General features: G+C 57.4%; 26 protein-coding genes. 11 read left to right on the top strand and 15 right to left on the bottom strand.

Features of this window, described 5'->3' with window-relative positions; all coding sequences use genetic code 11:
- Positions 1-82 precede the first annotated feature (82 nt).
- Both ACO05M_RS13855 and lolD read left to right on the top strand, forming a co-directional pair.
- A complete protein-coding gene (locus ACO05M_RS13855; RefSeq protein ID WP_421863997.1) occupies positions 83-1,327 on the top strand; it encodes a lipoprotein-releasing ABC transporter permease subunit in 1,245 nt (414 codons plus the stop codon).
- Positions 1,320-2,033, top strand: coding sequence for a lipoprotein-releasing ABC transporter ATP-binding protein LolD (lolD, locus tag ACO05M_RS13850; protein WP_421863994.1), 714 nt, complete (start codon positions 1,320-1,322; stop codon positions 2,031-2,033). Before ACO05M_RS13855 ends, lolD begins: the two co-directional genes overlap by 8 nt.
- Positions 2,034-2,068: 35 nt before the next feature.
- Here lolD and ACO05M_RS13845 read toward each other — a convergent pair whose 3' ends face one another.
- Complete coding sequence (locus ACO05M_RS13845) at positions 2,069-2,716, bottom strand: LysE family translocator (RefSeq protein ID WP_421863991.1); 648 nt, start codon at positions 2,714-2,716, stop codon at positions 2,069-2,071.
- Between the two features lie 109 nt (positions 2,717-2,825).
- Here ACO05M_RS13845 and ACO05M_RS13840 point away from each other — a divergent pair, with 109 nt between their 5' ends.
- Positions 2,826-3,719, top strand: coding sequence for a LysR family transcriptional regulator (locus tag ACO05M_RS13840; protein WP_421863989.1), 894 nt, complete (start codon positions 2,826-2,828; stop codon positions 3,717-3,719).
- A gap of 17 nt (positions 3,720-3,736) precedes the next feature.
- Here ACO05M_RS13840 and ACO05M_RS13835 read toward each other — a convergent pair whose 3' ends face one another.
- Positions 3,737-4,273 (bottom strand): DUF2062 domain-containing protein, encoded by a 537-nt coding sequence (locus ACO05M_RS13835; RefSeq protein WP_421863986.1) that lies wholly within the window; start codon positions 4,271-4,273, stop codon positions 3,737-3,739.
- A 196-nt stretch (positions 4,274-4,469) separates the two neighbouring features.
- Here ACO05M_RS13835 and ACO05M_RS13830 point away from each other — a divergent pair, with 196 nt between their 5' ends.
- A complete protein-coding gene (locus tag ACO05M_RS13830) occupies positions 4,470-6,782 on the top strand; it encodes a DNA internalization-related competence protein ComEC/Rec2 (protein ID WP_421863983.1) in 2,313 nt (770 codons plus the stop codon).
- A 45-nt stretch (positions 6,783-6,827) separates the two neighbouring features.
- Here ACO05M_RS13830 and ACO05M_RS13825 read toward each other — a convergent pair whose 3' ends face one another.
- From ACO05M_RS13825 to ACO05M_RS13805, 5 genes are all read right to left on the bottom strand, one after another.
- On the bottom strand, positions 6,828-7,931 hold the full coding sequence (locus ACO05M_RS13825) for a phosphoribosylaminoimidazolesuccinocarboxamide synthase (protein WP_421863980.1): 1,104 nt from the start codon (positions 7,929-7,931) through the stop codon (positions 6,828-6,830).
- 161 nt (positions 7,932-8,092) lie between these two features.
- On the bottom strand, positions 8,093-8,482 hold the full coding sequence (locus tag ACO05M_RS13820) for a VOC family protein (RefSeq protein WP_421863977.1): 390 nt from the start codon (positions 8,480-8,482) through the stop codon (positions 8,093-8,095).
- Between the two features lie 64 nt (positions 8,483-8,546).
- Entirely contained in the window at positions 8,547-9,488 is a 942-nt protein-coding gene (locus ACO05M_RS13815) for a hypothetical protein (protein WP_421863975.1), read from the bottom strand.
- 15 nt (positions 9,489-9,503) lie between these two features.
- On the bottom strand, positions 9,504-10,004 hold the full coding sequence (locus tag ACO05M_RS13810) for a hypothetical protein (protein ID WP_421863972.1): 501 nt from the start codon (positions 10,002-10,004) through the stop codon (positions 9,504-9,506).
- A gap of 223 nt (positions 10,005-10,227) precedes the next feature.
- Positions 10,228-10,998, bottom strand: coding sequence for an RluA family pseudouridine synthase (locus tag ACO05M_RS13805; protein ID WP_421863970.1), 771 nt, complete (start codon positions 10,996-10,998; stop codon positions 10,228-10,230).
- 77 nt (positions 10,999-11,075) lie between these two features.
- Between ACO05M_RS13805 and ACO05M_RS13800 the strand changes: the two genes are divergently transcribed.
- Positions 11,076-12,779, top strand: coding sequence for a SulP family inorganic anion transporter (locus ACO05M_RS13800; protein ID WP_421863967.1), 1,704 nt, complete (start codon positions 11,076-11,078; stop codon positions 12,777-12,779).
- A 12-nt stretch (positions 12,780-12,791) separates the two neighbouring features.
- Here the strand turns inward: ACO05M_RS13800 and ACO05M_RS13795 are convergent, their stop codons facing one another.
- The 8 genes from ACO05M_RS13795 to hemN form a co-directional block, all read right to left on the bottom strand.
- Positions 12,792-14,036 carry a cation diffusion facilitator family transporter gene (locus tag ACO05M_RS13795; RefSeq protein ID WP_421863964.1) on the bottom strand — a complete coding sequence of 415 codons (1,245 nt, stop codon included), beginning with the start codon at positions 14,034-14,036 and terminating at the stop codon, positions 12,792-12,794.
- 66 nt (positions 14,037-14,102) lie between these two features.
- Positions 14,103-14,459 carry a 6-carboxytetrahydropterin synthase QueD gene (gene queD / locus ACO05M_RS13790; protein WP_421863961.1) on the bottom strand — a complete coding sequence of 119 codons (357 nt, stop codon included), beginning with the start codon at positions 14,457-14,459 and terminating at the stop codon, positions 14,103-14,105.
- A gap of 140 nt (positions 14,460-14,599) precedes the next feature.
- A complete protein-coding gene (locus ACO05M_RS13785) occupies positions 14,600-14,908 on the bottom strand; it encodes an NGG1p interacting factor NIF3 (protein WP_421863958.1) in 309 nt (102 codons plus the stop codon).
- Positions 14,909-14,935: 27 nt separating this feature from the next.
- A complete protein-coding gene (gene queE, locus ACO05M_RS13780) occupies positions 14,936-15,580 on the bottom strand; it encodes a 7-carboxy-7-deazaguanine synthase (RefSeq protein WP_421863956.1) in 645 nt (214 codons plus the stop codon).
- Positions 15,581-15,608: 28 nt separating this feature from the next.
- Positions 15,609-16,577, bottom strand: coding sequence for a recombination-associated protein RdgC (gene rdgC / locus ACO05M_RS13775; protein ID WP_421863954.1), 969 nt, complete (start codon positions 16,575-16,577; stop codon positions 15,609-15,611).
- Positions 16,578-16,727: 150 nt separating this feature from the next.
- Positions 16,728-17,261 (bottom strand): adenine phosphoribosyltransferase, encoded by a 534-nt coding sequence (locus ACO05M_RS13770; protein WP_421863952.1) that lies wholly within the window; start codon positions 17,259-17,261, stop codon positions 16,728-16,730.
- Between the two features lie 119 nt (positions 17,262-17,380).
- The gene (gene fnr, locus ACO05M_RS13765; RefSeq protein WP_421863949.1) at positions 17,381-18,142 is read right to left on the bottom strand and encodes a fumarate/nitrate reduction transcriptional regulator Fnr; all 762 of its coding nucleotides are present in this window, start codon (positions 18,140-18,142) and stop codon (positions 17,381-17,383) included.
- Positions 18,143-18,284: 142 nt separating this feature from the next.
- Positions 18,285-19,676 carry an oxygen-independent coproporphyrinogen III oxidase gene (gene hemN, locus ACO05M_RS13760; protein WP_421863948.1) on the bottom strand — a complete coding sequence of 464 codons (1,392 nt, stop codon included), beginning with the start codon at positions 19,674-19,676 and terminating at the stop codon, positions 18,285-18,287.
- Positions 19,677-20,286: 610 nt separating this feature from the next.
- Between hemN and ccoN the strand changes: the two genes are divergently transcribed.
- The 6 genes from ccoN to ACO05M_RS13730 all read left to right on the top strand — a co-directional run bounded on the left by ccoN (position 20,287) and on the right by ACO05M_RS13730 (position 25,956).
- A complete protein-coding gene (gene ccoN / locus ACO05M_RS13755; RefSeq protein WP_421863946.1) occupies positions 20,287-21,723 on the top strand; it encodes a cytochrome-c oxidase, cbb3-type subunit I in 1,437 nt (478 codons plus the stop codon).
- A gap of 14 nt (positions 21,724-21,737) precedes the next feature.
- Positions 21,738-22,454 (top strand): cytochrome-c oxidase, cbb3-type subunit II, encoded by a 717-nt coding sequence (ccoO, locus tag ACO05M_RS13750; RefSeq protein ID WP_421863943.1) that lies wholly within the window; start codon positions 21,738-21,740, stop codon positions 22,452-22,454.
- The gene (locus tag ACO05M_RS13745) at positions 22,447-22,659 is read left to right on the top strand and encodes a cbb3-type cytochrome c oxidase subunit 3 (protein WP_421863940.1); all 213 of its coding nucleotides are present in this window, start codon (positions 22,447-22,449) and stop codon (positions 22,657-22,659) included. Before ccoO ends, ACO05M_RS13745 begins: the two co-directional genes overlap by 8 nt.
- A complete protein-coding gene (gene ccoP / locus ACO05M_RS13740) occupies positions 22,649-23,509 on the top strand; it encodes a cytochrome-c oxidase, cbb3-type subunit III (RefSeq protein WP_421863937.1) in 861 nt (286 codons plus the stop codon). The genes ACO05M_RS13745 and ccoP overlap by 11 nt, the downstream gene beginning before the upstream one ends.
- A 457-nt stretch (positions 23,510-23,966) precedes the next feature.
- Positions 23,967-25,397: a cytochrome c oxidase accessory protein CcoG gene (gene ccoG / locus ACO05M_RS13735; protein WP_421863934.1), complete on the top strand. Its 1,431-nt coding sequence runs from the start codon at positions 23,967-23,969 to the stop codon at positions 25,395-25,397.
- 64 nt (positions 25,398-25,461) lie between these two features.
- Entirely contained in the window at positions 25,462-25,956 is a 495-nt protein-coding gene (locus tag ACO05M_RS13730; protein ID WP_421863931.1) for a FixH family protein, read from the top strand.
- The last annotated feature ends 7 nt before the right edge of the window (positions 25,957-25,963 follow it).

Raw genomic sequence — 25,963 nt, 5'->3', positions numbered from 1 at the left:
AAACTTCGCTGTTTCTTCGACAGTAAAAAAAGCTGTCGATTCAAGTATTCGCGCCACGGAGGTTGTGGTTTAATTCGAGCCCATGTTCAGACCTGTCCCCCTATTTATCGGCTGGCGCTATACCGGTGCCAAACGCCGTAACCATTTCATTTCGTTTATCTCGCTGGTGTCGACGCTCGGCTTGACGCTGGGCGTGGCGGTGCTGATTCTGGTGCTGTCGGTGATGAACGGTTTTGATCGCGAATTGCGCCAACGCATCCTCGGTATGGTGCCCCACGCAACCCTGTCCGGTTATCGTGAAACCATCAGCGACTGGCCAGCGTTGATCGAGCGGGTACAGCAGCAACCCAAGGTTGAAGGCGCGGCCCCCTATATCGAGGCCCAGGGTATGCTGACCAACCAGGGGCGGGTGCAGGGAACGCTGGTATACGGGATCGATCCGGCCTATGAGAAACAGGTCTCGATCATCGGTAACCATATGCTTTACGGGGAGCTGGAGGCGTTGCAACCGGGCGAGTTCGGCATCGTCCTGGGCGATATCCTGGCCCGCATCCTGGGGGCGAAACTGGGTGATAAGGTCACGCTGGTGCTGCCTGAAGCCTCGATTTCGGTGGCCGGGGTATTCCCCAGGCTGAAGCGTTTTACCGTGGTTGGGGTGTTCAAGGTCGGGGCTGAACTGGATGCCTCGATGGCCTATGTCCACCTGAAGGATGCCGCCAAGATCAAACGAATACCCGAGGGGGTCGAGGGGATCCGATTGAAACTGGATAACCTGTTCGATGCCCCGGTGGAAGTTCGCCGGATTGCCCGTACCGAATCCCGTCAGATGCGGACCAGTGACTGGACCCGTACCCACGGCAACCTGTTCCAGGCGATTCAGCTGGAAAAGAAGATGATCGGTTTGCTGCTGTTCATCATCGTCGCGGTGGCGGCCTTCAATATCGTTTCGACGTTGATCATGGTGGTCACCGATAAACGGGCCGATATCGCCATCCTGCGTACCATGGGGGCCTCGTCGGGCACCATCATGCGGACCTTTATGGTCCAGGGCGGGGTGATCGGTTGTTTCGGAACCCTGGTCGGTACTGCCCTGGGGGTGGTGCTGGCGCTGACGGTCAGCGATCTGGTGGCTTGGATCGAGGAGTTGTTCAACTTCCAGATACTCAGCGCCGAGGTTTACTTCATCAGCTATCTGCCGTCTCAGCTGAAGTGGGAAGACGTGGCGCTGATCTGTGGCAGTTCGCTGCTGATCAGTCTGCTGGCAACGGTTTATCCCGCTTGGCGAGCTGCCCAGACCCATCCGGCGGAGGCGTTGCGTTATGAGTGATCAACCCGCTATGGCGCAGCAAGCGCAAACCGAGGTCGTCCTCAGTGCCCGGGGTATTCGCAAGAGTTACGCCGAAGCCGCCCACGAGCTGGTGGTGCTGGATCAGCTGGATTTTGAAGTCCGTGCCGGTGAGCGGGTTGCGATTGTTGGTAGCTCCGGCTCCGGTAAGAGTACCTTGCTGAATATCCTCAGCGGCCTGGATGATCCCACCGAAGGTCGGGTCGAGCTGACCGGGGATGCAATGGCCGGGCTCAGTGAAAATAAGCGGGCAGCCCTGCGCAACCGCTGTATGGGCTTTGTCTATCAGTTCCATCATCTGCTGGCTGAGTTCAGCGCGCTGGAAAACGTGGCGATGCCGCTGTTGCTATCCAGACAGCCGCTGAAAGAGGTCGAGACCAAAGCCCGAACCATGCTCGAGCGGGTTGGCCTGGGGCAGCGACTGGAGCACAAACCGGCCCAGCTCAGCGGCGGTGAGCGCCAGCGGGTGGCTATTGCGCGGGCGTTGGTGACTACGCCGGCGTTGGTGTTGATGGATGAGCCCACCGGCAACCTGGATCGGCATACCGCCGAAGAGATCCAGGCGTTGATGCTGGAGCTGAACCGGGATCTGGGAATCGCCTTTGTGGTGGTGACCCATGATCTTGAACTGGCTCAGCGAATGGATCGGGTGTTGAAGCTCGAAGACGGTTGTCTGCGTCCGTTCTGAGCTTGGTCTGTGGCTTCTGGAGTGCGCGTTCCGGCTCAGAGGCTGGGCTGCTCGGCGAATAGCATCAGATAGCCTGCCAACAGTATCAGGCTGGCGCCCATCGAACGGTTGAGCCAGCGCAGCCGCTTGGAGCTTCCCAGCAACAGTCCCAGCCGCGCACCAGCCCAGGCCCAGCTGGCGATCGACAGGTAGCAGATCACGAAATAGAGACTCGAAAACTGCAGCAGCAGTTGGGTGTCACCGGCCAATCGAAAGGCCGAGACGCCGGTCAAGCAGGCGATCCAGGCCTTGGGGTTGAGCCACTGCAGCGCCGCTCCCTGGATAAACGAGGGAGTGCTCTGCTCCGACGCGTTCAGCCGGGTATCGGCGGTGGCGATCCGCCAGCCTAGATAACCCAGATACGCAGCGCCCAGATAGCCGATCAACGTCAGCCCGTTATCGACCACGTCCCGCCGACCCGAATCAGGCCCTGTCGCGCTCTGGGTTGCCAGCTCGATGCTCGCTTCCACGACCAAACCGATCAACAGCAGCAGTAGGGTAAAGCCGACAGTGGCGCCGCTGACAAAGCCGAAAGCACGTTTAAACCCCACATTGGCTCCAGTGTTAAGGCTGATCAGATTGATCGGCCCTGGGCTGATCGACATCGATAGAGAAAACAGCGACATAGCAAGAATCAGCGACATAAGCAGTGACCTCAGCAGTTGATGGAAAACGATGAGCCACTGTAGCGCTGATGATATTAATTTATAATCCTGTTTAATTTGATTTCACTATTCGAAAAATTAAATCAATATGATCGATGATCTTCGTGCATTGGCGATCTTTGCCGAGTTATCCCGCCAGGGATCGTTTCGCGCCACCGCCGAGCGTCTGGGGCTGTCTCCCTCGGTGGTCAGCTACCATCTGGCTCAGCTGGAGAAGCGCTTGGGTACGGCGTTGTTGTATCGATCCACCCGCAAAATCGCCCTGACGGCCGAAGGGCGGGCGCTGCAGCAGCATGCTTTGGCAATGCTTGAAGCCGCCCAGCAGGGACTGGAGGCGTTGGACACCGAGCACGATAAGATCGGTGGAGAACTGCGTGTATCCCTGCCGACGGCGCTGGCCAGGGGGGCCGTCAGCGAGCAGCTTGGCCAGTTTCATCGCCGATATCCCGCCATCAGGTTGCAGCTGAGTTACAGCGATCAGCGTCACGACCTGCTGGCTGAGGGTATCGATCTGGCGATCCGGGCCGGCTCCTTACCGGACAGTGGCATGAAGGCCAAACCGATCGGACAGATCGATCGCAAGCTGGTGTGTAGCCCCACGCTGGTCGAGACGTTGGGAGTGGCTGAGACGCCGGAACAACTGCGACACTGGCCCTGGATCCGGCTGAAGATGATGCCGGCTCGGCGGACTTTGATCGGTCCGGACGGCGGTAGGTTGGAGTTGGCATTTGAAGCCGCCGTCGAGGTCGACAGTGTCGAAGCGATGACCGATCTCTGCCGGGTCGGTGTGGGGTTGGCAACCCCGCCGACACACCTGGTTGAGCAAGCCTTAGGCAGGGGAGAGTTGGTGGAACCGCTTCCCGATTGGCGGGTCGAGCCGATCCCATTGAATGCCATCTGGCCGGCCAATGCCGGTCCCCGTAGCAACAGTCGCCGACTGTTGGACTTCCTGACGCAGCAGCCGGCGTTGATCGGCGATTGAAATGCCCAGCGTTGCGGCTATTCGTCGTTGGGCGGCAGCTGCTCGCGGGCCTGTTTGCGGCGGCGCCAGTTGCGACCGACTTGCCAGGCCCATAACCCGCGGATAATGAAATAGCTGGCGATCGAGAACACAACGCCGCATACCAGCGATCCGAACAGCAGTGGCCACCAGATATGGGATAGCTGTTCGCTGATCCACTCCATCGACAGGGTGAATTCCTGATCGTTGACCGGGTGCCCCAGCAACCAGCTACCGACCAGGTAAGTGAAATAGAAGATCGGCGGTATGGTCAGCGGATTGGTGATCCAGACCAGCCCCACCGAGATCGGTAGGTTGGAGTGGATCAGAATCGCCAGGATAGCCGCCACTAGCATCTGCATCGGTATGGGCAGGAAGGCGCAGAAGATACCGACCAGAAACGCAAGTGACACCGAGTTGCGGTTCAGATGCCAAAGATTGGGATTATGGAGCGCGCTACCGAGCTTGCTGAGATGGGGGTGTTCCTTGATGGTAGCCTCATCGGGCATGAATCGCTTGATAAGTCGGCGCGGCATGCAGATCGATCCGGTTCTAATATGGTTGCAGGACGATTGAAAGTCGCTCAGGGTGCAGTCTGAGTGTGACATTCATGTGACCGGCGTTGGGGTGGCGTTGAACCGAGCTCCGTGAGTTTCGGCTAGACTGGGATTATGCCCCCGTCAGGGAATTAAGGGAACCGGCCTGTGCGCTTGTTTCTAATGGAGATCAAGGATGATCGCATTCTTTCTGGGCCAGGCATCGGTGGCGTTCTGGCCGTCCATACCTGCGTGGTTGAGTTGGCCCTGGGGGCCGCTGGGTGTTGCCCTCCTCGCTCTGTTGTTCTGGTCATTATTCGTCGGTATCAGCTCGCCATCTTGTCGGATTAAGCTCAGAGTGGGTTTGGGATTGTGCGGCCTGGCTTGGGGTATTGGCTGTGCCTCCTGGTGGCAGCAGCATCAACTTCTTCCGCAGTGGCAAGGTCAGGATCTGTGGGTACAGGGGACCGTTCTGGGGTTGGTGCAGCAGCAAGAGGGTCGCTGCCGCTTCGATTTTGCCCCGGATCGGATCCTCAACCCAGCCGACTCGACAGCGCCCGAGTTTCTGCCCCGGCGGCTTCGGCTCAGCTGGTACGACTGTGTTCAACCGCCGTCTCCCGGAGAGCGCTGGGCGCTGACGGTGCGGCTGAAACGTCTACACGGTTATAGCAACCCGGGCGGTTTCGATTATCCGCTGTACCTGATCGGCCGGGGGGTGGATGCCAGCGGCTATGTCCGGGATCAAGGTGCCGGGCCGCTTGAGCCGGCGCGTTGGTTGGGGCGAGTCGATCGACTGCGCCAGCAACTGGTCGATCAGCTGTCCGCGGGTTCCCTGTCGTCGGTCGGTCGTGCGCTGTTGTCAGCGTTGCTGCTGGGGGATCGCCGAGGGCTCGACGCCGAAGCCTGGGCGAGGCTGCGGGATACCGGCACCGCCCATCTGGTGGTGGTCAGCGGGCTGCATATCGGCATGTTGGCCGCCGCAGGCTTTAGTCTGATCATGCTGTTGGGCCGGTTGTTTCCTCAAACCCCGTATCAGAGACGACGGGCCCTGGCGGCCTTGACGGCGATTTTGCTCAGTGGTGCCTACGCGATGCTGGCGGGCTTTACGCTACCGACTCAGCGAGCCTGGCTGATGGTCTGCAGCTGGATGCTGAGTTTGATCTGGTTGCGCCAGATCGGTCCCTGGCGTCGGTTGCTTCTGGCCGCCCTGGTGGTGCAGCTGTTGGAGCCTCTGGCCCTGCGCCAGAGTAGTTTTTGGCTTTCGTTCGGCGCCTGTGCGGTATTGACCTGGTTGGGTTACGGACGGCTGCGACCGTTGCGCTGGTGGCGCCAGGCGCTGCTGGCCCAGCTGACGGTTACGATCGGCCTGCTGCCCTGGCTGCTGTTCTATTTTCAGCAGGGGTCATTGCTGGCTCCGGCGATCAACCTGGTGGCGGTTCCGCTGGTGATGCTGTTGTTGCCGCTGGCCTTTATCGGACTGCTGCTGGTCTGGTGCTGGCCCGAGGCCACGGTGTTGCTGCAGCTTTGCGGTTGGCTGCTGGAGCTGGGTTGGGACGGCCTCGGCGTGGTTCAGCAGCTGGTTGCTCCCTGGCCATCGGCGGGACCGATCAGCGTTTGGTTGGTGCTGCTGGCTTTGATGGGCAGTGCGTTGCTGTTGCTACCTATCAATCGGATATGCTGGCTGGGACTGGTCTGTTGGTTACCTCTGCTGTTTCCGCCGGCAGATCAGCCCGAGTACGGGGGCATGAAGATCACCATGATCGATGTCGGCCAGGGATTGTCGGTGCTGTTGGAGACCCATCGGCACCGGTTGCTTTACGATACCGGGCCGCGCTATCGGTCCGGTTTCAACGCTGCCGAAGCCGCCATCATCCCGTACCTGTTCAGCCGCGGTATCCGCCAACTGGACCGTTTGATGATCAGTCATCAAGACAGTGATCATGCCGGCGGTCGGACACCGATCGAGCAACGTCTGGCGATCGATCAGGTCTGGGCCGGTGAGCCGCAGCATGCATCTGATCGCGGTTGTCGCGCCGGAGCGAGCTGGGACTGGGATGGGGTCGAGTTCGAGGTCCTCTACCCGTTTGCCGAGACAGTGGTGGATCAGCAGGTCTCGAACAATCGCTCTTGTGTGCTCAGAGTCTCGACACCGGCGGTACAGATACTCCTGACCGGCGATATCGATCAGCAGGTCGAACAACAGCTGGTTCTGCGATACGCCGATCGACTCAGCTCCTCCGATCTGGTGGTCGCCCATCACGGCAGTATCAGCTCAACCTCAGCAGTTTTCATCCGCACCGTGAAGCCACAGCGCGGCTGGATCAGCAGTGGTTGGCGGAACCGCTTCGGGCATCCGCACCCTCAGGTGGTCGAACGTTTATCCAATGCCGGGGTGCTGATGCTGAATAGTGCGACCGATGGCGCGGTGACGCTGGAGCTGGACAGTGAGGGAAGGATAACGATTGGTAAGCATCGCCAACGTGTCTGGCGCTACTGGCAAACGGATTGAAACGGAGGTAACCGACCGGACGATGCGTCCGGTCGGTTAGGGGGATCAGTCGACCAGACCGTACTGGTCACGCAGAATGTCGATGATCTCGGCTTTCGGGTTTTCCGACAGTACGATCTTCTCTCCGGTGATCTTCTCGGCGATATCGGTGTAGGTTTTGGAAACCGCCATCAATACCGACTCGGGCAGGGCGTTGTCGCGGGCCAGGGCGCTGCGCTCTTCCATCCGGTCCTTGTTGAGCAGGATGTCCGGATCCGGGAAATGGCTCAGCAGCAGTTGCCGGAAGCCCTCTTTGGAGTTTTCCACCACCTTGCCGTTGCGGTATTGGGGACCGTCCCAGATTCGGGAGGAGTCGGGGGTTCCGACTTCGTCCATGTAGATCAGTTTTTCGTTGCCCTGGGCATCGGTGACATAACCGAATTCGAATTTGGTATCGACGAACACCTGATCCAGTTTGGCCAGCTCGTCGCTGATCAGGTTGAAACCCTCTTTCAGCAGTTTTTCGTACTGGTCGATATCCTCGGCGTTGCGGAAATTGAAGGCGGCGAAGTTGTCGGCGATATTGCTGCGGGTGATGTTGACGTCATCCTGCTCGGGCACTCCGGGAATGCCGGTCAGAATTCCCTTGGTGGACGGGGTAATCAACAGCTCCGGTAGTTTCTGGTCTTTCTGCAATCCATCGGCAATCTGGATGCCGCAGAATTCACGCTCGCCCTTGTCGTAAGCCCGCCACATCGATCCGGTGATGTACTGGCGGCAGATCGCCTCGATCATCACCGGTTTGGCCTTCTGTACGATCCAGACAAACGGGTGGGGAATATCGAGGATATGACTGTCGGCCAGACCCTGCTCACGGAACAGCTTGAACCAGTGGTTGGAGATCGCGTTCAGCGCGGCTCCTTTGCCGGGAACCCCGTTCATGCCACCCTCGCCATGCCAGATGCAGTCGAACGCGGAGATACGGTCGGAGATCACCATGATCGCCAAGGGTGCATCGGCGGTGACGTCGTAGCCTTTCTCTTTGATCAGGCGGGCGCTGTCGGCTTCGGTCAGCCAGTAAACCGAGCGTACTTTACCGCTGTGAACGGGCTTATCGGTGCGAATCGGCAGGTCGTTATTGACCGCCAGAACCTTGTCAGCAAGACTCATTGGGCTGTCCTGTGTGCGTCGTTGGGATGGTGTCTGGACCGTGCGTTAAGTCGCATCCGGCAGAGCGGCGATTCTACCAGAACTTGGCTGCTGGACCAGTGCCTGAACGGTTTTGTTTGGTGCGGTTATAACGGCCCCTGGCTCTGTCTGGGTTACGGTCGCTAGAGGCTTTCGCCGAAGCTGAGCATATGACCATCGGGGTCCTGAAGACTGAATTCGCGCATCCCGTAGATCGTCTCTATCAATTCGGTGGGTTGGTAGCCAAGGCCCAACAACCGTCGATGTAAGGCCTGTACATCATCGGGGTAGAAATAGAAGATCGTCGGCCAGCAGGTGCTTTGCTGGGGATCGACGGGGCGAGTTAGATTCAGGAGGTAGCTGGTCTGCGACAACATCAGCTCGACGTCGCCGCTGCGGATTGTGGCCCAGCGCCATTCGGAGATCGCGTTAGGATCGCTGACCACCTCAAACCCCAGCGCTGTCTGGTAAAACGCCAGACTGGTTTCGATATGGCTGATATTGAGCATCGGGATCATGGTTTTCAGTTTCATTGGCTGTCGGGCTCTTTGCGATGATGGGCGGTTCGATGCTGATCCGACAGGCTTCACCGGTTCCTTAACGCTTGGGCAGCTCTACCCATAACTCGATAACCCCCTCACGGGGTTTTTTCTTCTTATAAGCCACGTAAGGCGCTACCTCGATCCGGGTGAACTCGGTGTCCGGATAATCCAGTTGCTGCAGCAGTGCGGTGGTATCGTTGGCCAGATCGATAGCTGCCTGTTTGTCGGAATCGTGGAAATAGCGCACTTCATGCTTACGTGCGGCGCCGGCTTCACGATCCTCACCAGGAACCAGATAGCCCTGACTCCTTAACGCCGTCGCCAGCTCTTCGGCCTGGCTGCGCGGAGCTCCGGCAAATTGGAAGAACACGGTGATTCGGCTGCGGTCTTTAAACAGCTGCTCGACCTTGGTGGTTTTAGAGATAACTTCCGAGATGGCGACGCCTCTTACCTGTTGGGCAAGCTCCACCGAGGCGTTATCGATGTTGGGTTCGTTTTCGGCAATTTGGTTAATTTCGCCCACCTGCTGGGCCAGTTCCTTGAGCTGTTGTGACAGCACTTCAAAATTCTCCGCCAGCGGCTTCACCTCGGTGGCATAGAGGGCAACGATATTCTGTGCATCGATATTGAGCGAGTTGACCTTGGCGATGGTTTCATCCAGCTGCTCGGCCTGGGGTTGGAACTGCTTGATCTGGGCCTCCAGCGTCAGCACGATCTCGCTGGCCTGTTTGGCCAGGTATTTACTTTCGGCGATCAGCTCGATGATCTCGGTACGCTTCTGCTTGATATCGGCGACAATCGACTCTTCGATTTCGGTCCGAATCTCGGCTTTGATCTCGGTTTTGATATCGGTAACGATATCCCAGCCGACAAAACCGAGGATGGCAATCACGGTGGCGCCCATCACCGCATAGAGGCGAAACAGCGCCGGTCGCACTCGCTCGGCGACATTTTCCGATAGGCGCCGTTCCAGTAGCTCGAGTTGATCTTCATCCATTACGTTATCTCCGGATTAGGGTGGTTTGGCCTGTTCTCGCCGAGCGGTGAATTCGATCGGTTGGTGACTGACGAGACTGCCGCTGATCTGCAATCGAAGCCGGAGCTTGTTACCGCTCAAGCGGCCACGGTAATGCTGAATTCGCGGGTTGGAACTCGCGCCAAGCACTTCTTGGATCTGGGTGTTGAAACGAAGCTGGTCGCCATCGATCTCGCCGTCCTGAATGGCTCGCTCTCGGCCCAGAAACGAAGCGGTGCCGTAGAGTTCACGGCCTTCGCCCTGGAAGTGGAAAACCTCGGTGTAATCGGCGTTCTGCCAGTCGTAGCTGACCGGCGCAACCCAGACACCGTTGATCGGGAGTCGGCTGTCGTTCTGGATCAAACCAAGCAGGTTACGGGCGGCATTGGTGAATGTGGACAGGGCGACAATCAGGGTGCTGAGGAGGATCAGAATGGAGACGACCGGATGGCGCTTCACCCGGTTGATAAACTGCTCGACGGTATTCGGCTCGTTCATCGCTTCCCGTTATGCGCTGTGATAGCGAACCCTGTTATTGCGCAAGATGGATAAAGCCTGACCGCTCTGCCGGTCCGGGTCAGATCCGGCCGGAGTCCGGCGTCGGCTCCTGTCCCTTGGAACTGACTGACAACACCGAGGTTGAGTTTATAGTAGTTGAGATTCGGTGGTTTAACCCGGCTATCGGGTTAATGGGCTCGGCGCTACGGCAGGCGTGGGGGGCTTAAAACGGGCAGGGCGCGTGAAAATTCATTGCCTCGCCGGAGACCGGGTGGTGGATGCTCAGTTGCTCGGCATGCAGCTGCAGCCGTTCGGCTTTGGCCAAGGCAACGGGGGTGGCGTAGAAACGGTCACCGAGGATCGGATGACCGAGGGCCTGCATGTGGACCCGAAGCTGGTGGGAGCGTCCGGTGACCGGAATCAGCTCAACCCGGGTGCGGTCGTCAAGCTGTTCGATCACGCGATAGCGGGTCAATGCCGATTTTCCCTGTTCGTGGTCGACCATCTGCTTGGGCCGATTCGGCCAGTCACAGCGCAGCGGCAGCTCGACCAGGCCTTCCGCTTGCTGCAACCGACCTTCGACGACGGCGATATAGCGTTTACCGGTTTCCCGATCGTGAAACTGGCGGCTCAGCTCACGGTGACTGTCGGCCTCCAGGGCCAGCACCATCACGCCGGAGGTCGCGCAATCGAGCCGGTGAACGATACGAGCGGTGGGGAACTGCGGTTGGATCCGGTGCAGCAGGCAGTCCTGGTTTTCCGGCCCTCGCCCGGGAACCGACAGCAGATCGGCGGGTTTGACGGCGATGACGATCGACTCGTCCTGATACAGTACGTCTATCACGGCAAAGACTTCAGGGTTGCGGCTTGAACGACGCGCAGCATGCCCGAACCGGACCGGCCAGGCAAGCGCTGCCCGGTGGGGTAATCCGATAATGGCTACACAGAGCGCCGGACACGTTGGGCGATAGTTTGATTTACCCCGATGGATCAAAGGGATATAACCGTCTGATCAAAAAACAACCGTGCACGACGGTTGGACGATAGCGAATTTTAGCCGGACGAGTCCCTATGGCACTGTTCCACGGGCTGCACTTTCAAAATTTCCGCGGCGATCTGTTCGGCGGCATCACGGCAGCGGTGGTGGCGCTGCCGTTGGCGTTGGCGTTCGGGGTCTCCTCCGGCGCCGGTGCCATCGCCGGCCTTTATGGGGCGATCTTTGTTGGTTTGTTCGCGGCCCTGTTCGGTGGCACAGCCGCTCAGGTCTCGGGGCCGACCGGACCGATGACGGTGGTGATGGCGACCGTCTACACCCAGTTGATTGCGGCCGATCCCGAGTCGGGCGCGGCGATGGCCTTCACGGTGGTGATGCTCAGTGGGCTGTTCCAGATACTGTTCGGGATGATGCGTCTGGGGCGCTATGTCACGTTGGTTCCCTTTCCGGTGATCTCCGGGTTTATGACCGGAATCGGACTGATCATTATTCTGTTGCAGCTGGGACCCCTTCTGGGTTTTGCCGCCGGTGCCGATGTCATGCAGGCCCTGAGCCGGCTGCCGCAACAGTTGGGTTCGTTGAATCCGGCGGCGCTGAGCCTGGGATTGCTGTCGCTGGTGGTCCTATTCTTCTGGCCGACCCGATTGGCGCTATGGTTGCCCGCGCCATTGGCTGCCTTGGTTCTGGGAACCCTGATCGCGCTTTGGGGGTTTGGTGATGCCGGGGTGGCGGTGATTGGCGCCATTCCGAGCGGTATTCCGGATTGGCACCTGCCCAGCTTCAGCGGCGAGCATATCCAGTTGATGTTGACCTCGGCGTTGATGCTGGCCGCGCTGGGGTCGATCGATTCGCTGTTGACCTCGTTGGTGGCCGACAGTTTGCTCAAGACTCAACACCGTTCAGACCGTGAGCTGATCGGACAGGGGCTGGGTAATCTGGCGGCCGGGTTCTTTGGTGGCCTGCCGGGGGCAGGCGCCACCATGCGGACGGTGGTCAATATCCGAGCCGGAGGACGGACACCGCTGGCGGGTGCGTTGCATGCGCTACTGCTGCTGGCCGTGGTGCTGGGGGGCGGGTCGTTGGCCGAAGCGATTCCTCTGGCGGTGCTGGCCGGAATTCTGATCAAGGTCGGGTTGGACATTATCGATTGGAATTTTCTGCGCCGGGCCTATCTGGCGCCGCCGTTTGTGCTGTTCTTAATGCTGCTGGTGTTGCTGCTGACGGTGTTTGTTGACCTGATCGTCGCGGTTGGCGTCGGCGTTTTCCTGGCCAACATGTATACCGTGAAGCGGTTGTCGGACCTGCAATTGGGCGAGCTGAAACTGATCAACGGTAACGACACCAAACTCAGCCAGGCCGAGCGTTCGATGTTGCACCGTTGTGGTGATCGGCTGGCGGTCTATCGAATCAACGGGCCGATCAGTTTCGGGGCGGCCAAAGGTATCCATGCCCGGCTTCGCAGCGATGAGGGTCACGAGGCGCTGCTGCTCGACCTTCACGGGGTATCCTATATCGATGTGTCGACCGCGCTGACGCTCGAGGAGATCATCCTGGAGATAAAAGCCGGGCAGCGCCAGATCTACCTGGTGGGAATGAAGCCGAACGTGGAGCAGGTGTTGACGCGGATGAAGGTGCTACAGCATCTGCGAACCGATCAGGTTTGTGACAATCGCGAGCAGGCCCTGAATCGGGCCTGCCGGGTGTTGGGGGTGAGCGATGGGGCTATCGATGCGGTTGGCCTTAACCCGGCATCGACGGACTCCAATACTTCAGCGGGATAACTGCCGGCTGACCTAGCCGGCGCTCCAGAGGGTCAGTTTCCGGAACCAGCTGTGGACGCTTAACTGCTGATTAAGCTCTACCGTCAGCTGGTGATGGATATCGGCATCGCGCACCAGATGGCCACCGTCGCCGCCGTCGATAAACAGATCGATCTCGATTTGGCCGCTCAGATAATGCAGGTTGATGCGCGAGCGCTGCAGTTCCGGTGCGATCTGATTGAGGGTGTCGTCGACCACCAGTTTGACTTCGGATCTCAGCGGCAGAAGCGCACAGAAGCTGGGATCGTCGTCGTCTTCGGTATCGATATGGAACACGATATGGCCGATGGAGGGGAATTTCTTCAACAGCCGTTGTACCGCCGAGTCGCCGATATAGTGGCTCTCCGAGGAGCTGATATAGGGGGCTACCTGAATATGCATCTCCAGTAACGACTTGGAGCCCATCCGCCGGGATTTAAAACTGTGTACGGCGATTACGCCTTCGACCTGCATTACCTCGTCGGTCAGCTCTTTGAGCTCATCGGCGGGCAGGGCGGTGTCGACCAGCTCACGCAGGCTGTCAAAGCACAGATCCCAACCGATTTTGGCGACGAAGATCGCCACCGCCACGGCCGCCAGTGAATCAAACCAGGGGAAGCCCAGCATGGCCCCGCCGACGCCGATCAGCACCACCAGCGAGGAGTAGGCATCGGTGCGCGAGTGCCAGGCGTTGGCGATCAGCAGGTCGGAGCCGAGTTTTTTGCCGGCAGCCAGAGTAAAGCGGAACACCCATTCCTTGGCGATCAGTGAGATCAGGGCCACCACCAGTGCCGGCCAGCCCGGAATACGGACCTCGTCATTGGTGAACAGGTTCAGGATGCTGTCGTAGGCCATCGCCCCGGCTACCGCGACCAGCAGAAAGCCCAGTGCAACCGTTCCCAGGGTCTCAAAGCGTTCATGGCCGTACGGGTGGTCTTCATCGGGCTCGGCATGGGAGATATTGACGATAAAGACCACCATGAAATCGGTGACCAGATCCGACAGCGAGTGGATCCCGTCGGCAATCAGCGCGTGGGAGGCGAACAGCCAGCCGACCACCACCTTGGCCACCCCGAGAAGACCGTTGATGATCGCCCCCAGCCAGGTGATGCGGACGGCGTAGCGGCGTTTATCGTCGGGCAGATCGAAATCGTCGGCGGAAAAACCATGCTCATGGCCATGGTGCCCATGGCTGTGGGAATGGCTATGGGAGTGACTGTGAGAATGCTCGGCGCTCATTCAACTCGAACCCTTGGGAAGTTAGCTTTAGCCTAGCAGGCGGCGGCCGGTTGGTTCCGGAGGCGATCAATCGCCCTCGTAAACGCAACCGCTGGTGCAGGTTTCCTTGATCAGGATCTTGCTCAGTTGGGGCAAGCCGGGTTTGAGTTCTCGCCAGATCCACTTTGCCAGGACTTCGCTGGTCGGGTTTTCGAGCCCTTCGATATCGTTGAGGTAGTAGTGATCGAGACGGTCATAGATCGGCTTGAAGGCGGCCTTGATATCGGCAAAGTCGATAATCCAACCGGTATGGGCGTCCACCTCACCGCTGACATAGATACGGACGAAAAAAGAGTGGCCGTGCAGGCGCCCGCATTTATGTCCTTCCGGAACATGGGGCAGCCGATGGGCGGCTTCGAAGGTGAACTCTTTGTAGATTTCCATACAGTATCCGATAAACGTCTAAGTAGATTGCCTTGGGCCTGGTTGCCCAGAGGTTCAAAGGGGCGCTATTTTAACCAGTTGGTCGCGGCGTTGAAATAGCGGGGTGGATTGGTCGGCGATCGATGGGATTGCCGATCGGTTCAGGTTTCGATGCGGATCAGTTGGTAGGCCGGGGTTTCGTAGGGATGGCTCTGTTTCAGTGCGGTAATGACGGCGTCGCGGACCTGTTCGTTCAGCACCAGCTCGACCTTGTACTCCGGCTCCTGTTCGATCTGACCGATTTCGCCTAAGAAGGGATCGGCACCGTCCAGCGCACGGAACTGCCCCAGCCCCTGGGTGACCCAGCAGCAGCTGTCGTAATTGCCGATGCGGCCGGCACCGGCGGCGAAGATGGCATGCTGTGTGGTCTCTAAATGGCTGGCGGGTACATAGTACTCGAGCTTAAGCATGGTCAGACTCCAACGGGACGGTTTTGCTCAGGGGATATCGACCAGTTTATGGACCTGCAGGCTCAGGCGCCAGCGAGGGTGCTCATGACAGTAGTTCAGGCAGGCATTGAGATTGGCGTTGTTATTGCCACCGTCGAGCGGTTGCAGGTAGAAGTGATCAAACGCCAGGCCGGCAAACGACGCCGGGTCGACCCCCGGCTGAGGGTGGACCAGTTTCAGCTCATGGCCCTGGGTCAGGGCCAGCTCGGCATCTCCTTTGGGGCTGACGCAGATCCAGTCCAACCCGGCCGGGGCGGGCAGGGTGCCGTTGGTCTCCACGGCGACCTCGAAGCCGCGGGCCTGGAACGCTTCAACCATCGCCTCATCCAGTTGCAACAGCGGTTCGCCGCCGGTGCAGATCACATAGGGGGTTCCGCCCTGGCTCGGATTGCTTCGCCGCCGCCATAGGGCGGCGACGGTATCGGCCAGCTGATCGGCCGTCGGGTATTTGCCACCCAGTTCGCCGTCGGTGCCGACAAAGTCGGTGTCGCAGAAGTCACACTGGGCTTTTATCCGGTCCTGCTCGCGACCGGACCAGAGATTACAGCCGCTGAAACGGCAGAAGATCGAAGCGCGCCCGGCCTGGGCGCCTTCTCCCTGGAGGCTGTAGAAGATCTCTTTAACGCTGTACATCGGTACGATCCGCTATTCGATGGCTCAATTATAGAGCCGCTGCCGCAGTTGTTTCAGTGCTGCTGGAAGCGATGGCCGATTGATAGGCATCCTGATTTTCACCGCCCAGTGAATCGAGCAGTTCGGGCAGCAGTTTGCCGAGGGTTTCGGTGAGCAGATAGAAGTCGGCATCGAAACGGGCCGCGGCATCTTCGGCGCCCATGTCGGCGGCCTGATCGAGCAGCGCATCGGCAAACTTCAGACGGCGCAGGATCAGGTCTTCGCCGAGTACAAAGCTGGTCTGGTCGCGCCAGCCCAGTGCCAGTTTGACCGCCTGCTTACCGGCTTTCAGATGCGGTTCGATTTCGACACCCAGCAGGTCCTGCTGTTTGCAGCGCAAAATGGCACCGTTTTCACTCGGGTCTTTCAGTTCGGCCTCTTCACCCAGTTCAAGCCCGCCGGGAAGCGCCTCGTCTTTATCGAGCCAGCTGGTCATGATGGACGCCGGGGCGTTGTTCAACGCCGGAATGCTGACCGGCAGCGAGCCCAGTGTGTGACGCAGGTGCGAACAGAGCTCTTCAGCCCGTTTTGCGCTGCTGGCATCGACCACCAGCAGGCCAAGCTTCGGGTCGATATAGGCCAGGGTGCGCTGGAAGCGACTGAAGGCCTTGGGCAGCAGGGTCATGATGACCTCGTCTTTGAGTTCATCACGCTCTTTCTTGCGAACTTTTCGATCCTGCTCGGTTTCGATCTGCTCGACCTTTTCGCTGAGTTGATCCTTGACCACCGAGGCCGGCAGGATCTTCTCCTCTTTTTGGGCGCAGATCAGCAGCGAGCCGTTGGCGCTGTGGACCAGTTGCTCACTCAGTTTGGTCATCGGCGCGGCCCAGCCGTAGCGGCTCAGCTCCTGCGAGCGGCAGGGGGTAAAGGTTTGCTCGGCCAGCTGCTGCTCCAGCGCCTCGGCACTCAGTTCAAAAGGACGGGTGAAACGATAAAAAACTAGGTTTTTGAACCACATAGAGGAACCTGATGAAGAAACACGAAAATACTGAAGCGAGCGGACCTCGCCGGGGGCGAGCGATCATAGCATGATCGCATGCGATGCCCCAGTCCTCCCCCTCCGGGGGACGGAAGGGCAGCCCAAGCCGTCACTTGGGCTGAAATCTGATCAGTAGGCGATCAAGGTATGAACCGGGATACCGGATTCCTGAATTTTGCTGGATCCCTGTAGGAACGGCAGGTCGATAATGGCAGCGGCTTCGGTGATCTCGGCACCTAGTTTGCGCAGCAGGGTGCTGGCGGCTAGCAGGCTGCCGCCGGTGGCGATCAGATCGTCGATCAGCAGCACTTTATCACCGGCTTTACAGGCATCGGTGTGAACTTCAACACAGGCACTGCCGTACTCGAGTTGGTACTCCTCGGTCAGGGTGTCACCCGGCAGCTTGCCTTTCTTGCGGATCAGGATTAGCGGCAAGTTGAGCTTGTAGGCCAGGATGGAACCGAGCAGAAAGCCGCGGGCATCGAGGGCGGCGATGTGGCTGATGTCGGCATCGATATAACGCTGGGAGAAGGCGTCGACGACACAGTGCAGTGCTTTGGGATCTTGAAACAGCGGAGCGATGTCGCGGAACATGACGCCGGGCTCAGGCCAGTCGGGTACGGCACGGATGACTGAACGGATATAGCACTCGTCGTAGGACATGATAGCTCCTGTGTTTCTTACAAGACGGCATAACGGCCGTTGAATCAATAATTTTGCAGCCGCGAATCATAGCAGCAATTGCCGCGGTTGCGGAATCGGGAGGGAGTTGAGGTGTCGATTTAGGGGATCAGTGGCTCATCGTGTCGAGCTTCGCCCGAGACGATGCGCAGTTCATCCAGATCCAGCAGCTCGACCTCTTTGCCTTCAACCTGAATCAGTTGCTGTTTTTGGAAACGGCTGAAGATTCGGCTGACGGTTTCGACCGCAAGTCCCAGGTAGTTGCCGATCTCGTTGCGGGACATCGACAGTCGGAACAGCGAGGCGGAGTAGCCGCGTCGCTTAAAGCGGTCCGAAAGTTTCAGCAGGAAGGTGGCGACGCGCTCTTCGGCGGTCTTTTTGCTCAGCAACAGCATCATCTGCTGTTCTTCGCGCAACTCCTTACCCATGCACTTGATCAGCTCGGTCTTGAGTGAGGGCAGGCGGTTGGAGAGTTGTTCGAAGTTGTCATAAGGAATTTCACAAACCGTGGTGGTTTCGAGAACTTTGGCGGAGATCGGGTAGTCGTCGGTATCGATGGCACTTAAGCCGATCATCTCGCCGGGGAAGTAGAATCCGGTGATCTGTTCTTCGCCCGCGTTGGTCACGGTATAGGTTTTGATGGAGCCGGCGCGTACCGCATAGATGGCGGTGAAGGGTTCGCCCTGATGGAACAGGTGGCCCCCTTTCTTCAGTGGCGGGCTCTGCTCGATAATACGCTCGAGCTGCGCCGCATCCTGATTCTCCAGCGTGAAGGGCAGACAGAGATTCACAAGGCCGCTGTTTTGTGACTGTACGTCGCTGAAAGTACGAGACTTATCCTGAGTGCTCGGCTTCACAGCCATAGAGTGAGCTTCCTGCGCTGGATTATTTTTCAACTGCTTATCCAACGCATTATGGCCCATCTATCGGCGTGGGTGAACCCTCAAACAGTCCGCTTTTTAGAAAAGCTTGCCGACAGCAGTATGCCCTGCTGCCGACTGCTGTTTAGATGATGCGAGAGAAGGTGCGTCCGGCCTGCAGTTTCGGCATATAGGCATCGAATGTCATACAGATTCGACGGATCAGCAAGCGGCCGGCCGGGGTTACTTCAATGCGGCGACCGTCCAGTTCAACCAAGCCGTCACCGGCAAATTGCTGGATCAGTGCCAGTTCATCACTGAAGTAGCTGTCAAAGTCGATACCGAACTCGCGCTCAATAACGGCCGGATCCAATTCAAAGTGGCAGATCAGTTGGGTGATGACCCGACGTCGGATGCTGTCGTCGCGGGTAAGGATCACGCCACGTTTAATCGCCTGGGCTTTGTCGGCAACCGCTTTCTGGTACAGCTTCAGATCGTGTTCGTTCTGGTAGTAGACGTCGCCGATCTGGCTGATGGCGGAAACCCCCATGGCAACCAGGTCACAATCACTGTGGGTGGTATAACCCTGGAAGTTACGGTGCAGGTGGCCTTCGCGCTGGGCGATGGCGAGCTCGTCATCGGGTTTGGCGAAGTGGTCCATGCCGATGTACTGGTAACCGGCATCGATCAGTTGGTTGATGGTGTTCTCCAGAATCACCAGTTTGTCGCTGGGCGCGGGCAGATCGTCGCCGTTGATATGCATCTGCGAGCGGAACCGGTCCGGCATATGGGCGTAGTTGAACACCGACAGGCGATCCGGGCTCAGTTCGATCATGGTGTCGACGGTTTTGGCAAAACCGTCGATGGTCTGATGGGGCAGGCCGTAGATCAGATCGACGTTAACCGACTTGAAGCCGAGCTCGCGTGCACTGGTGATGATCTCCTCGGACATCGAGGTGGGCTGAATCCGGTTGACCGCTTCCTGCACCTTGGGGTCGATATCCTGAACCCCGAGGCTGACCCGGTTGAAGCCGAGCTCGCGAATGACTTCCATACGCTGGGCATCGGCCTCGCGGGGATCAATCTCAATCGAGTAATCGCCCTGGTCATCATCACGAAGATGGAAATGCTGACGGGTCTTGTCCATCAATTCCCGCATCTCATCGTCGCTGATAAAGGTTGGGGTGCCGCCGCCCCAGTGCAGCTGGTTGACGATCCGGTCGTTGGAATACCAGTTCGACAGCGTGGTCATCTCTTTATAGAGCTCGTCCAGGTAGGGTGCTGCCCGTTTCTTATTCCGGGTGATCATCTTGTTACAAGCGCAGTAGTAACAGACGTGGGTGCAGAATGGGATATGGAAATAAAGGGATAGCGGTGCACTGGTGTCGGCAGTGCTTTGACCGGTTTGTACCAGCTGCTCGGCGCTCAGTTCCGGGTCGAACTGAATGGCGGTTGGATAGGAGGTATAGCGTGGGCCGGACAGGTCGTAACGCTTGATCAGCTCCAGGTTCCACTGAATTTGGGAGTTTTTTACCACGTCAGATACACCAAAAAAAGTCTGAAAAATGCCGCGACGGTCCAAAGTGGACCTCGGGTTGATGGGGAATTATTAGAACACACTGCGAGTTGGGTTGCAGTAGCTATTGAACAGGGGTTTTGGCTATGTAGACCAAAATTTACATATGTCAAGTTTCGGTGGTGAGGAGCGGGGTTCGGGAGGTCTGAAAAATGAACCGCTCTGGTGTGACGAATGGGTTGGGTAAGCGGGCCAGCAATGACGCTGGATCGACCCTTATTTTTGACTAATTAAGTCGGGTTTGTGGTGGCGGTTATGGTTATGCTGTCAGTGCTAAAAAAGTAGCAATTCCGTACTCTTTTAGTCGGTTTCTGCTGCGTTGCAAGGTGTGTTTTTATAAGCCGGAAAGCTGTGAAAAAAATGCCAAGTTGGAATCGATTATGCATTGATAAGAAACGGCTTAATCTCAAGTAGTTGAGCGGTTTTGAGGGGTATTGGTAGTGGCTAAAAAAGCCTTCGAGATGTTTGACAATTGTCACAAAAAACGGTCTCATAAAGCCCGCAAATTTCCTGCGTGTTAGTAGGGTTTTTGCACCACAACAAATTTGTCTGACCCAAGAAGGGGGGGTTCATGGACGCCAGAGCAGAGCAGAAGTACAGCCTCGGGGTTGTGCGCTGGTTCGCCGTTATGGCTGTTGTCTACCTTGTGGTAGGCGCATCCGTCGGGGTGTATATCGCCTCGGAACTGGCATGGCCGGTACTTAATTTCGATATTCCACAATTGACCTTTGGGCGCTTGCGTCCGCTTCACACCAATGCGGTAATTTTCGCATTCGGTGGCTGTGCCTTGATGGCAACGGCATTCTACTCGGTCCAGCGCACCTGCGGTGTTCGCCTTTGGAGCGAGAAGTTGGCGTGGTTCACCTTCTGGGGATGGAACCTGATTATCGTCAGCGCAGTTATCACGCTGCCGCTGGGTCTTACTCAAGGCAAGGAATACGCCGAGCTTGAGTGGCCGATCGATGTTGCCATTGCTGTGGTCTGGTTGGCCTACAGCTTCAACTTCATCATGACTATCGCTATCCGTAAGAGCTCGCACATCTATGTGTCGAACTGGTTCTTCCTGGCGATGATGATCATGATTACCTATCTGCACGTCGTAAACAGCCTTTCCATTCCGGTTGGTCTGTTCAAGTCCTACTCCATTTTCTCTGGTGTACAGGATGCGATGATTCAGTGGTGGTGGGGCCATAACGCGGTAGGTTTCTACCTGACTGCTGGCTTCCTGGGCATCATGTACTACTTCGTACCGAAGCAGGCTGGTCGTCCGGTTTACTCTTACCGTCTGTCTGTTATCCACTTCTGGGCGCTGACCTTTGGTTACGTCTGGCTGGGTGCTCACCACCTGCAATACACTGCACTGCCGGACTGGACCGGTTCTCTGGGTGCAGCGGTATCGCTGGCGATGATCATCCCGTCCTGGGGTGGTGCTATCAACGGTATGATGACCCTGTCCGGTGCTTGGGATAAGCTGCGTACCGACTACACGCTGCGCTTCCTGATTATGTCACTGGCGTTCTACGCGATGTCGACCTTCGAAGGTCCGGTCATGTCTATCAAGACCGTTAACGCCCTGTCTCACTACACCGACTGGACCGTTGGCCACGTACACTCTGGTGCGTTGGGCTGGGTTGCCATGGTTGGTGCCGGTGCGATCTACCACCTGATCACCCGTTGTTTCCACACTGAAATGTGGTCCACCAAACTGATCAATGTTCACTTCTGGCTGTTCACCATCGGTACTGTTGTCTACATCGTTGCGATGTGGGTATCCGGTATCATGCAGGGCCTGATGTGGCGTGCCTATGACGAATACGGCACCCTGGTTTACACCTTTGCCGAATCCGTCGAAGCGATGCATCCGTACTACGCGATGCGTGCGATTGGTGGTGCGATCTTCCTGTCCGGTGCAGTCCTCATGCTGATCAACGTTGTGATGACTGTTCGTAAGTCTGCCGCAGAAGGCAAAGTTGACCAGGCGCGTACTGCTGCCCTGGCCAGCGCTTAAGGGAGAAACGGAAAATGGCAGATAATCAAAAGCCGAAAAACTTCCAGGAGAAGATGGAAGTTAACATCTGGGCGCTGGTTTTGATGACCGCAATCGCCGTATCGGTGGGTGGTATCGTCGAGATCGTTCCGCTGTTCACCATCGATAAAACGATGGAGCACAAGAGCACTGCACCTGAGATCGTTTGGGATCGTCCCGCAAATGCCTCGATGAAGGATTGGAAAGCCGGCGACGGTATCCGTCCTTACACTCCGCTGGAGCTGGCTGGTCGTGACATCTACCTGCGTGAAGGCTGCTACCTGTGCCACTCACAGATGATCCGTCCGTTCCGTGACGAGAAAGAGCGTTACGGCCACTACTCACTGGCTTCGGAGTCGATGTACGACCACCCGTTCCAGTGGGGTTCCAAGCGTACCGGTCCTGACCTGGCTCGCGTAGGTGGTAAGTACTCCGACGACTGGCAGCGTAAGCACCTGCGTGCGCCGCGCTCCGTTGTGCCCGAGTCCGTCATGCCTAACTACCCATGGCTGCAGCATGCCGAAGTTAATGGTGAGCAAATCGCTCGTCACATGAGCGGCCTGCAAACCATCGGCGTTCCTTACACCGATGCCGACATCGCCGAAGCTCCGGCTGCGGTGAAGGGTAAGAGCGAAGAAGATGCGATGGTCGCCTACCTGCAGGTGCTGGGTACGATGGCCAAGCTGGACGACAACAAGGTTTACCGTGAGTAGTCTGAAAGAATATTTCAGTACTGATTGGGCGGCGATGACCGCGACCGATTGGGTCGGAACGATCCTGACCGTGGTCATCTTTGTCCTCATGGTTGTAGCTTACGTCTACGCCTACCGTCCTAAGAACAAGGAGAAACTTGAAGATCGCAAGTTTCAAATTGACGACGGTGAGCGGTTAGATAGCGGAGAGAAAAATGGCGGATGAAAAAAACCCATTTCCCGGTGAAAACAACACTGGGCATATCTGGGATGACAATATTCGGGAGCTGGATAACCCGGTTCCGCGTTGGTGGATGGTAGGCTTCTGGGCCTCCATCATCTGGTGGGTTGCTTACGGTATCCTGTACCCGATGATTCCTCTGGGTGAAGACAGCACCAAGGGTGTGCTGGGTTGGACTCAGATCGGCGAGTACAACGACGGCGTAGCAGAAGTTCAGGCTGTTCGTGCCAAGTTTGAAGATCAGATCGCGGGTATGACCCCGGCTGAGATTCTGGCTGACGATGGTCTGAGCGGTTACTCCGTGGCTTCTGCCCGGGTACTGTTCGGTGACAACTGTCAGGCCTGTCACGGTGCTGGTGGTCAGGGCGGTCCGGGCTACCCGGTACTGGCTGACGATGACTGGCTGTACGGTGGTACTATCGATGCCATCACTCAGACCATCACCAATGGTCGTCAGGGCGTCATGATTGCCCACGCAGCGACTCTGTCTGAGCAGGAGATCGATACTCTGGCTCAGTACACTGTTGATCTGAGCCAAGGCAAGGCCAATGAAGCTGGCGCCGAGCTGTATCAGACCAAGGGCTGTTTTGCCTGTCACGGTCCTGATGCCAAAGGTATCCAGATCATGGGTTCTGCAAACCTGACCGATGCCATCTGGCGTTTCAACGAAGACGACAAACTGGCCAGTGCCAAGTACACCATCAAGCATGGTGTTAACGCGGCCAACGACCCGATGAGCCGTGAAGCGGTGATGCCGGCGTTCAATGCGCGTCTGAGTGAGAACGATATCAAGAAACTGGCGGTATACGTCCACAAGCTGGGCGGCGGTCAGTAACGATAAGATCCTTCGGGGGGCGCTTGCTGCCCCCCTTCATTCACCCACGGACAAGGGGAGAATACTATGGGTGTAGATGCTGTAGTTATTGGATCGGTGTTGTGTGTGGTTGGTGCGACTGCGATCGTGGTTTATTGCTGCGTAAAGGCGGTCAAACTGATTAATGAAACCAAGAGCCAGGAATAGGTTCTAAGGTTCCAACAACAATAATAAAAGGGGGCTACGGTTGCCCCCTTTTTTGCTACTCAAGCTTTCATTGTGAGTTTTGTCGGTTGCAGAATTCAGACTAAAAGCTTGTTGTCTCGGTATAAAACCTTAGATTGCCGGGGCTCCAAACTTATATATTAATAACTACTAATATAGAATAGCGGCAGTGAGTGTGAATATCAGGGACGGGGTGCCATCGACGTAGACGAAACAGCGCTACGGCACTTTCAGTCAGCAAAGGAGAATTCGGGTGAACGATCTGAACAACCAGATTCCTACCAGTACGGTGGATGATATCTACGCCGAGTCCGGCCATTGGCATGTTAATACCGGTGAGGAGAAGATCCACGCCAAACGTATGGGTGGTAAGTGGCGTAATTTGAAGTGGTGGTCCAACAGTTTCTGGCTGCTGTTTTTCTTAGGCCCCTACCTGCGCTGGGATGACCGCCAGGCGGTGCTTTTCGATATCCCCAACCGCCAATTTCATATTTTCGGCGCAACCATCCTGCCTCAGGATTTCTGGATGCTGGCGCTGCTGTTGCTGTTCTTCGCCATCCTGCTGGCGGTGGTCACCGCCGTTGCCGGTCGGGTCTGGTGTGGTTTCTTCTGCTTTCAGACCGTTTGGACCGATATCTATACCTGGCTGGAAGAGAAGTTTGAAGGTGGACCGCAGAAGCGCCGCAAGCTGGATGCAGCCCCCTGGACCTTCCAAAAGATTAAAGTCAAAACCCAGAAGCATGCGCTCTGGTTGTTGATCGCCTTCCTGACCGGGGTCAGCTTCGTGGCCTGGTTCCAAGACTCCTTCACGCTGTGGGGTGAGCTGGTTCGCTTCGAGGCCGGTATGGCTTCCACCGTCTTTATCGGCATGTTCATCGCCGGTACCTACGTGTTGGCGGGTTTCCTGCGTGAGCAGGCCTGTCTGTGGTTATGCCCCTACGCCCGTATTCAGGGGGTCATGATCGATAAGAGCACGATTCTTCCTACCTACGATTTTAACCGTGGTGAGCCTCGGGGGCGGATCAAGAAGGGCCAAAAGGAAGAAGATCGTACGACCGGAGACTGTGTTGACTGTAACCAGTGCGTCGCGGTCTGTCCGACCGGGGTTGATATCCGTCACGGCCAACAGGAAGGCTGTATCACCTGTGCACTCTGTATCGATGCCTGTGACGCGGTTATGGAGAAGGTCGGGCGTCCGACCGGTTTGATTCGATACGAGTCGCTGGAAGGTCTGGAAACCGGCCATAGCGTACCGCTCTTCAAGCGTGGACGGGTTTGGGTTTACTCGGCGATTCTGACCTTTGCCCTGAGCGGTATCGTCTATGGCCTGAGCACGCTGGGAGCCATCGATCTGAAGGTGATCCATGACCGCCAGCCGCTGTTCGTGATGCAGAGCGATGGCTCGATCCAGAACAAGTACACTTTGAAGGTGCTCAACAAGCTCAGCGATGATGTCAAGATTATGGTGACCGCAGAGGGGCCGGAGGGATTGAAACTCGCAGGTTCCGAGGATGGCTTCAATGCCCGTCACGGCAATGTCACTCCGCGTACCGTATTTGTCCGGGTGCCTCAGTCCTCGTTGACGGCTGAGTCGGTACCGATCAAGTTCACCATCACGACGACGAGTGGTAATGAGGTCTACAGCAGTAGTCGTGAGAGTGTATTTATCGGTCCGGCCCGATAAAATAAACCGGCCCGACGGCTTGGCCGTCGGGCTTTGATTTTTTGCCTTTGAATTAGTGTTAGTTATGACGAAGTCTTCTCCCTGGCGCAGCCCGGTGTTCCTGATCTGGAGTGGCCTGCTGCTGATGTTTTTTATCGCCAACGGCGTCTTTATCTATCTGGCTCAAACCAACGATCCAGGGCTTGTCGTGGATAACTACTACGAGCGTGGCCAGGATTACGAAAAGAACATGCTCAAGCGGATGGCTCAGGATCCGGGTTGGAATATGCGTATCGAGCCTGCGCCGAAGCTGATTCAGAACACCAAGGGTGAAGTTCGTTTCTTCCTCAGCGATAAAGAGGGTAAGCTGCTGGTTCCTGACAGCGTGCAGTTTTTTGCCTATCGTCCGACCCATAAAGAGGGTGATTTCGACGTGCCGATGGAGGAGCTGCAGAACGGTGTCTACCGTGCCATGGTGGCTTTCCCTCTGCCGGGTATCTGGGATGTGCTGGTCGTGGTCACCAAAGATGGTGCTGAATACAGCGAAGCCCTGCGCGTCAACGTCGCCAAACCCGAATAACTGTTAG

Source organism: Motiliproteus sp., assembly GCF_965230735.1.
Classification (GTDB): Bacteria; Pseudomonadota; Gammaproteobacteria; order Pseudomonadales; family Balneatricaceae; genus Motiliproteus.
Note: the sequence above shows the minus strand (reverse complement) of the source record. Positions and strands in the feature narration are given on the sequence as shown.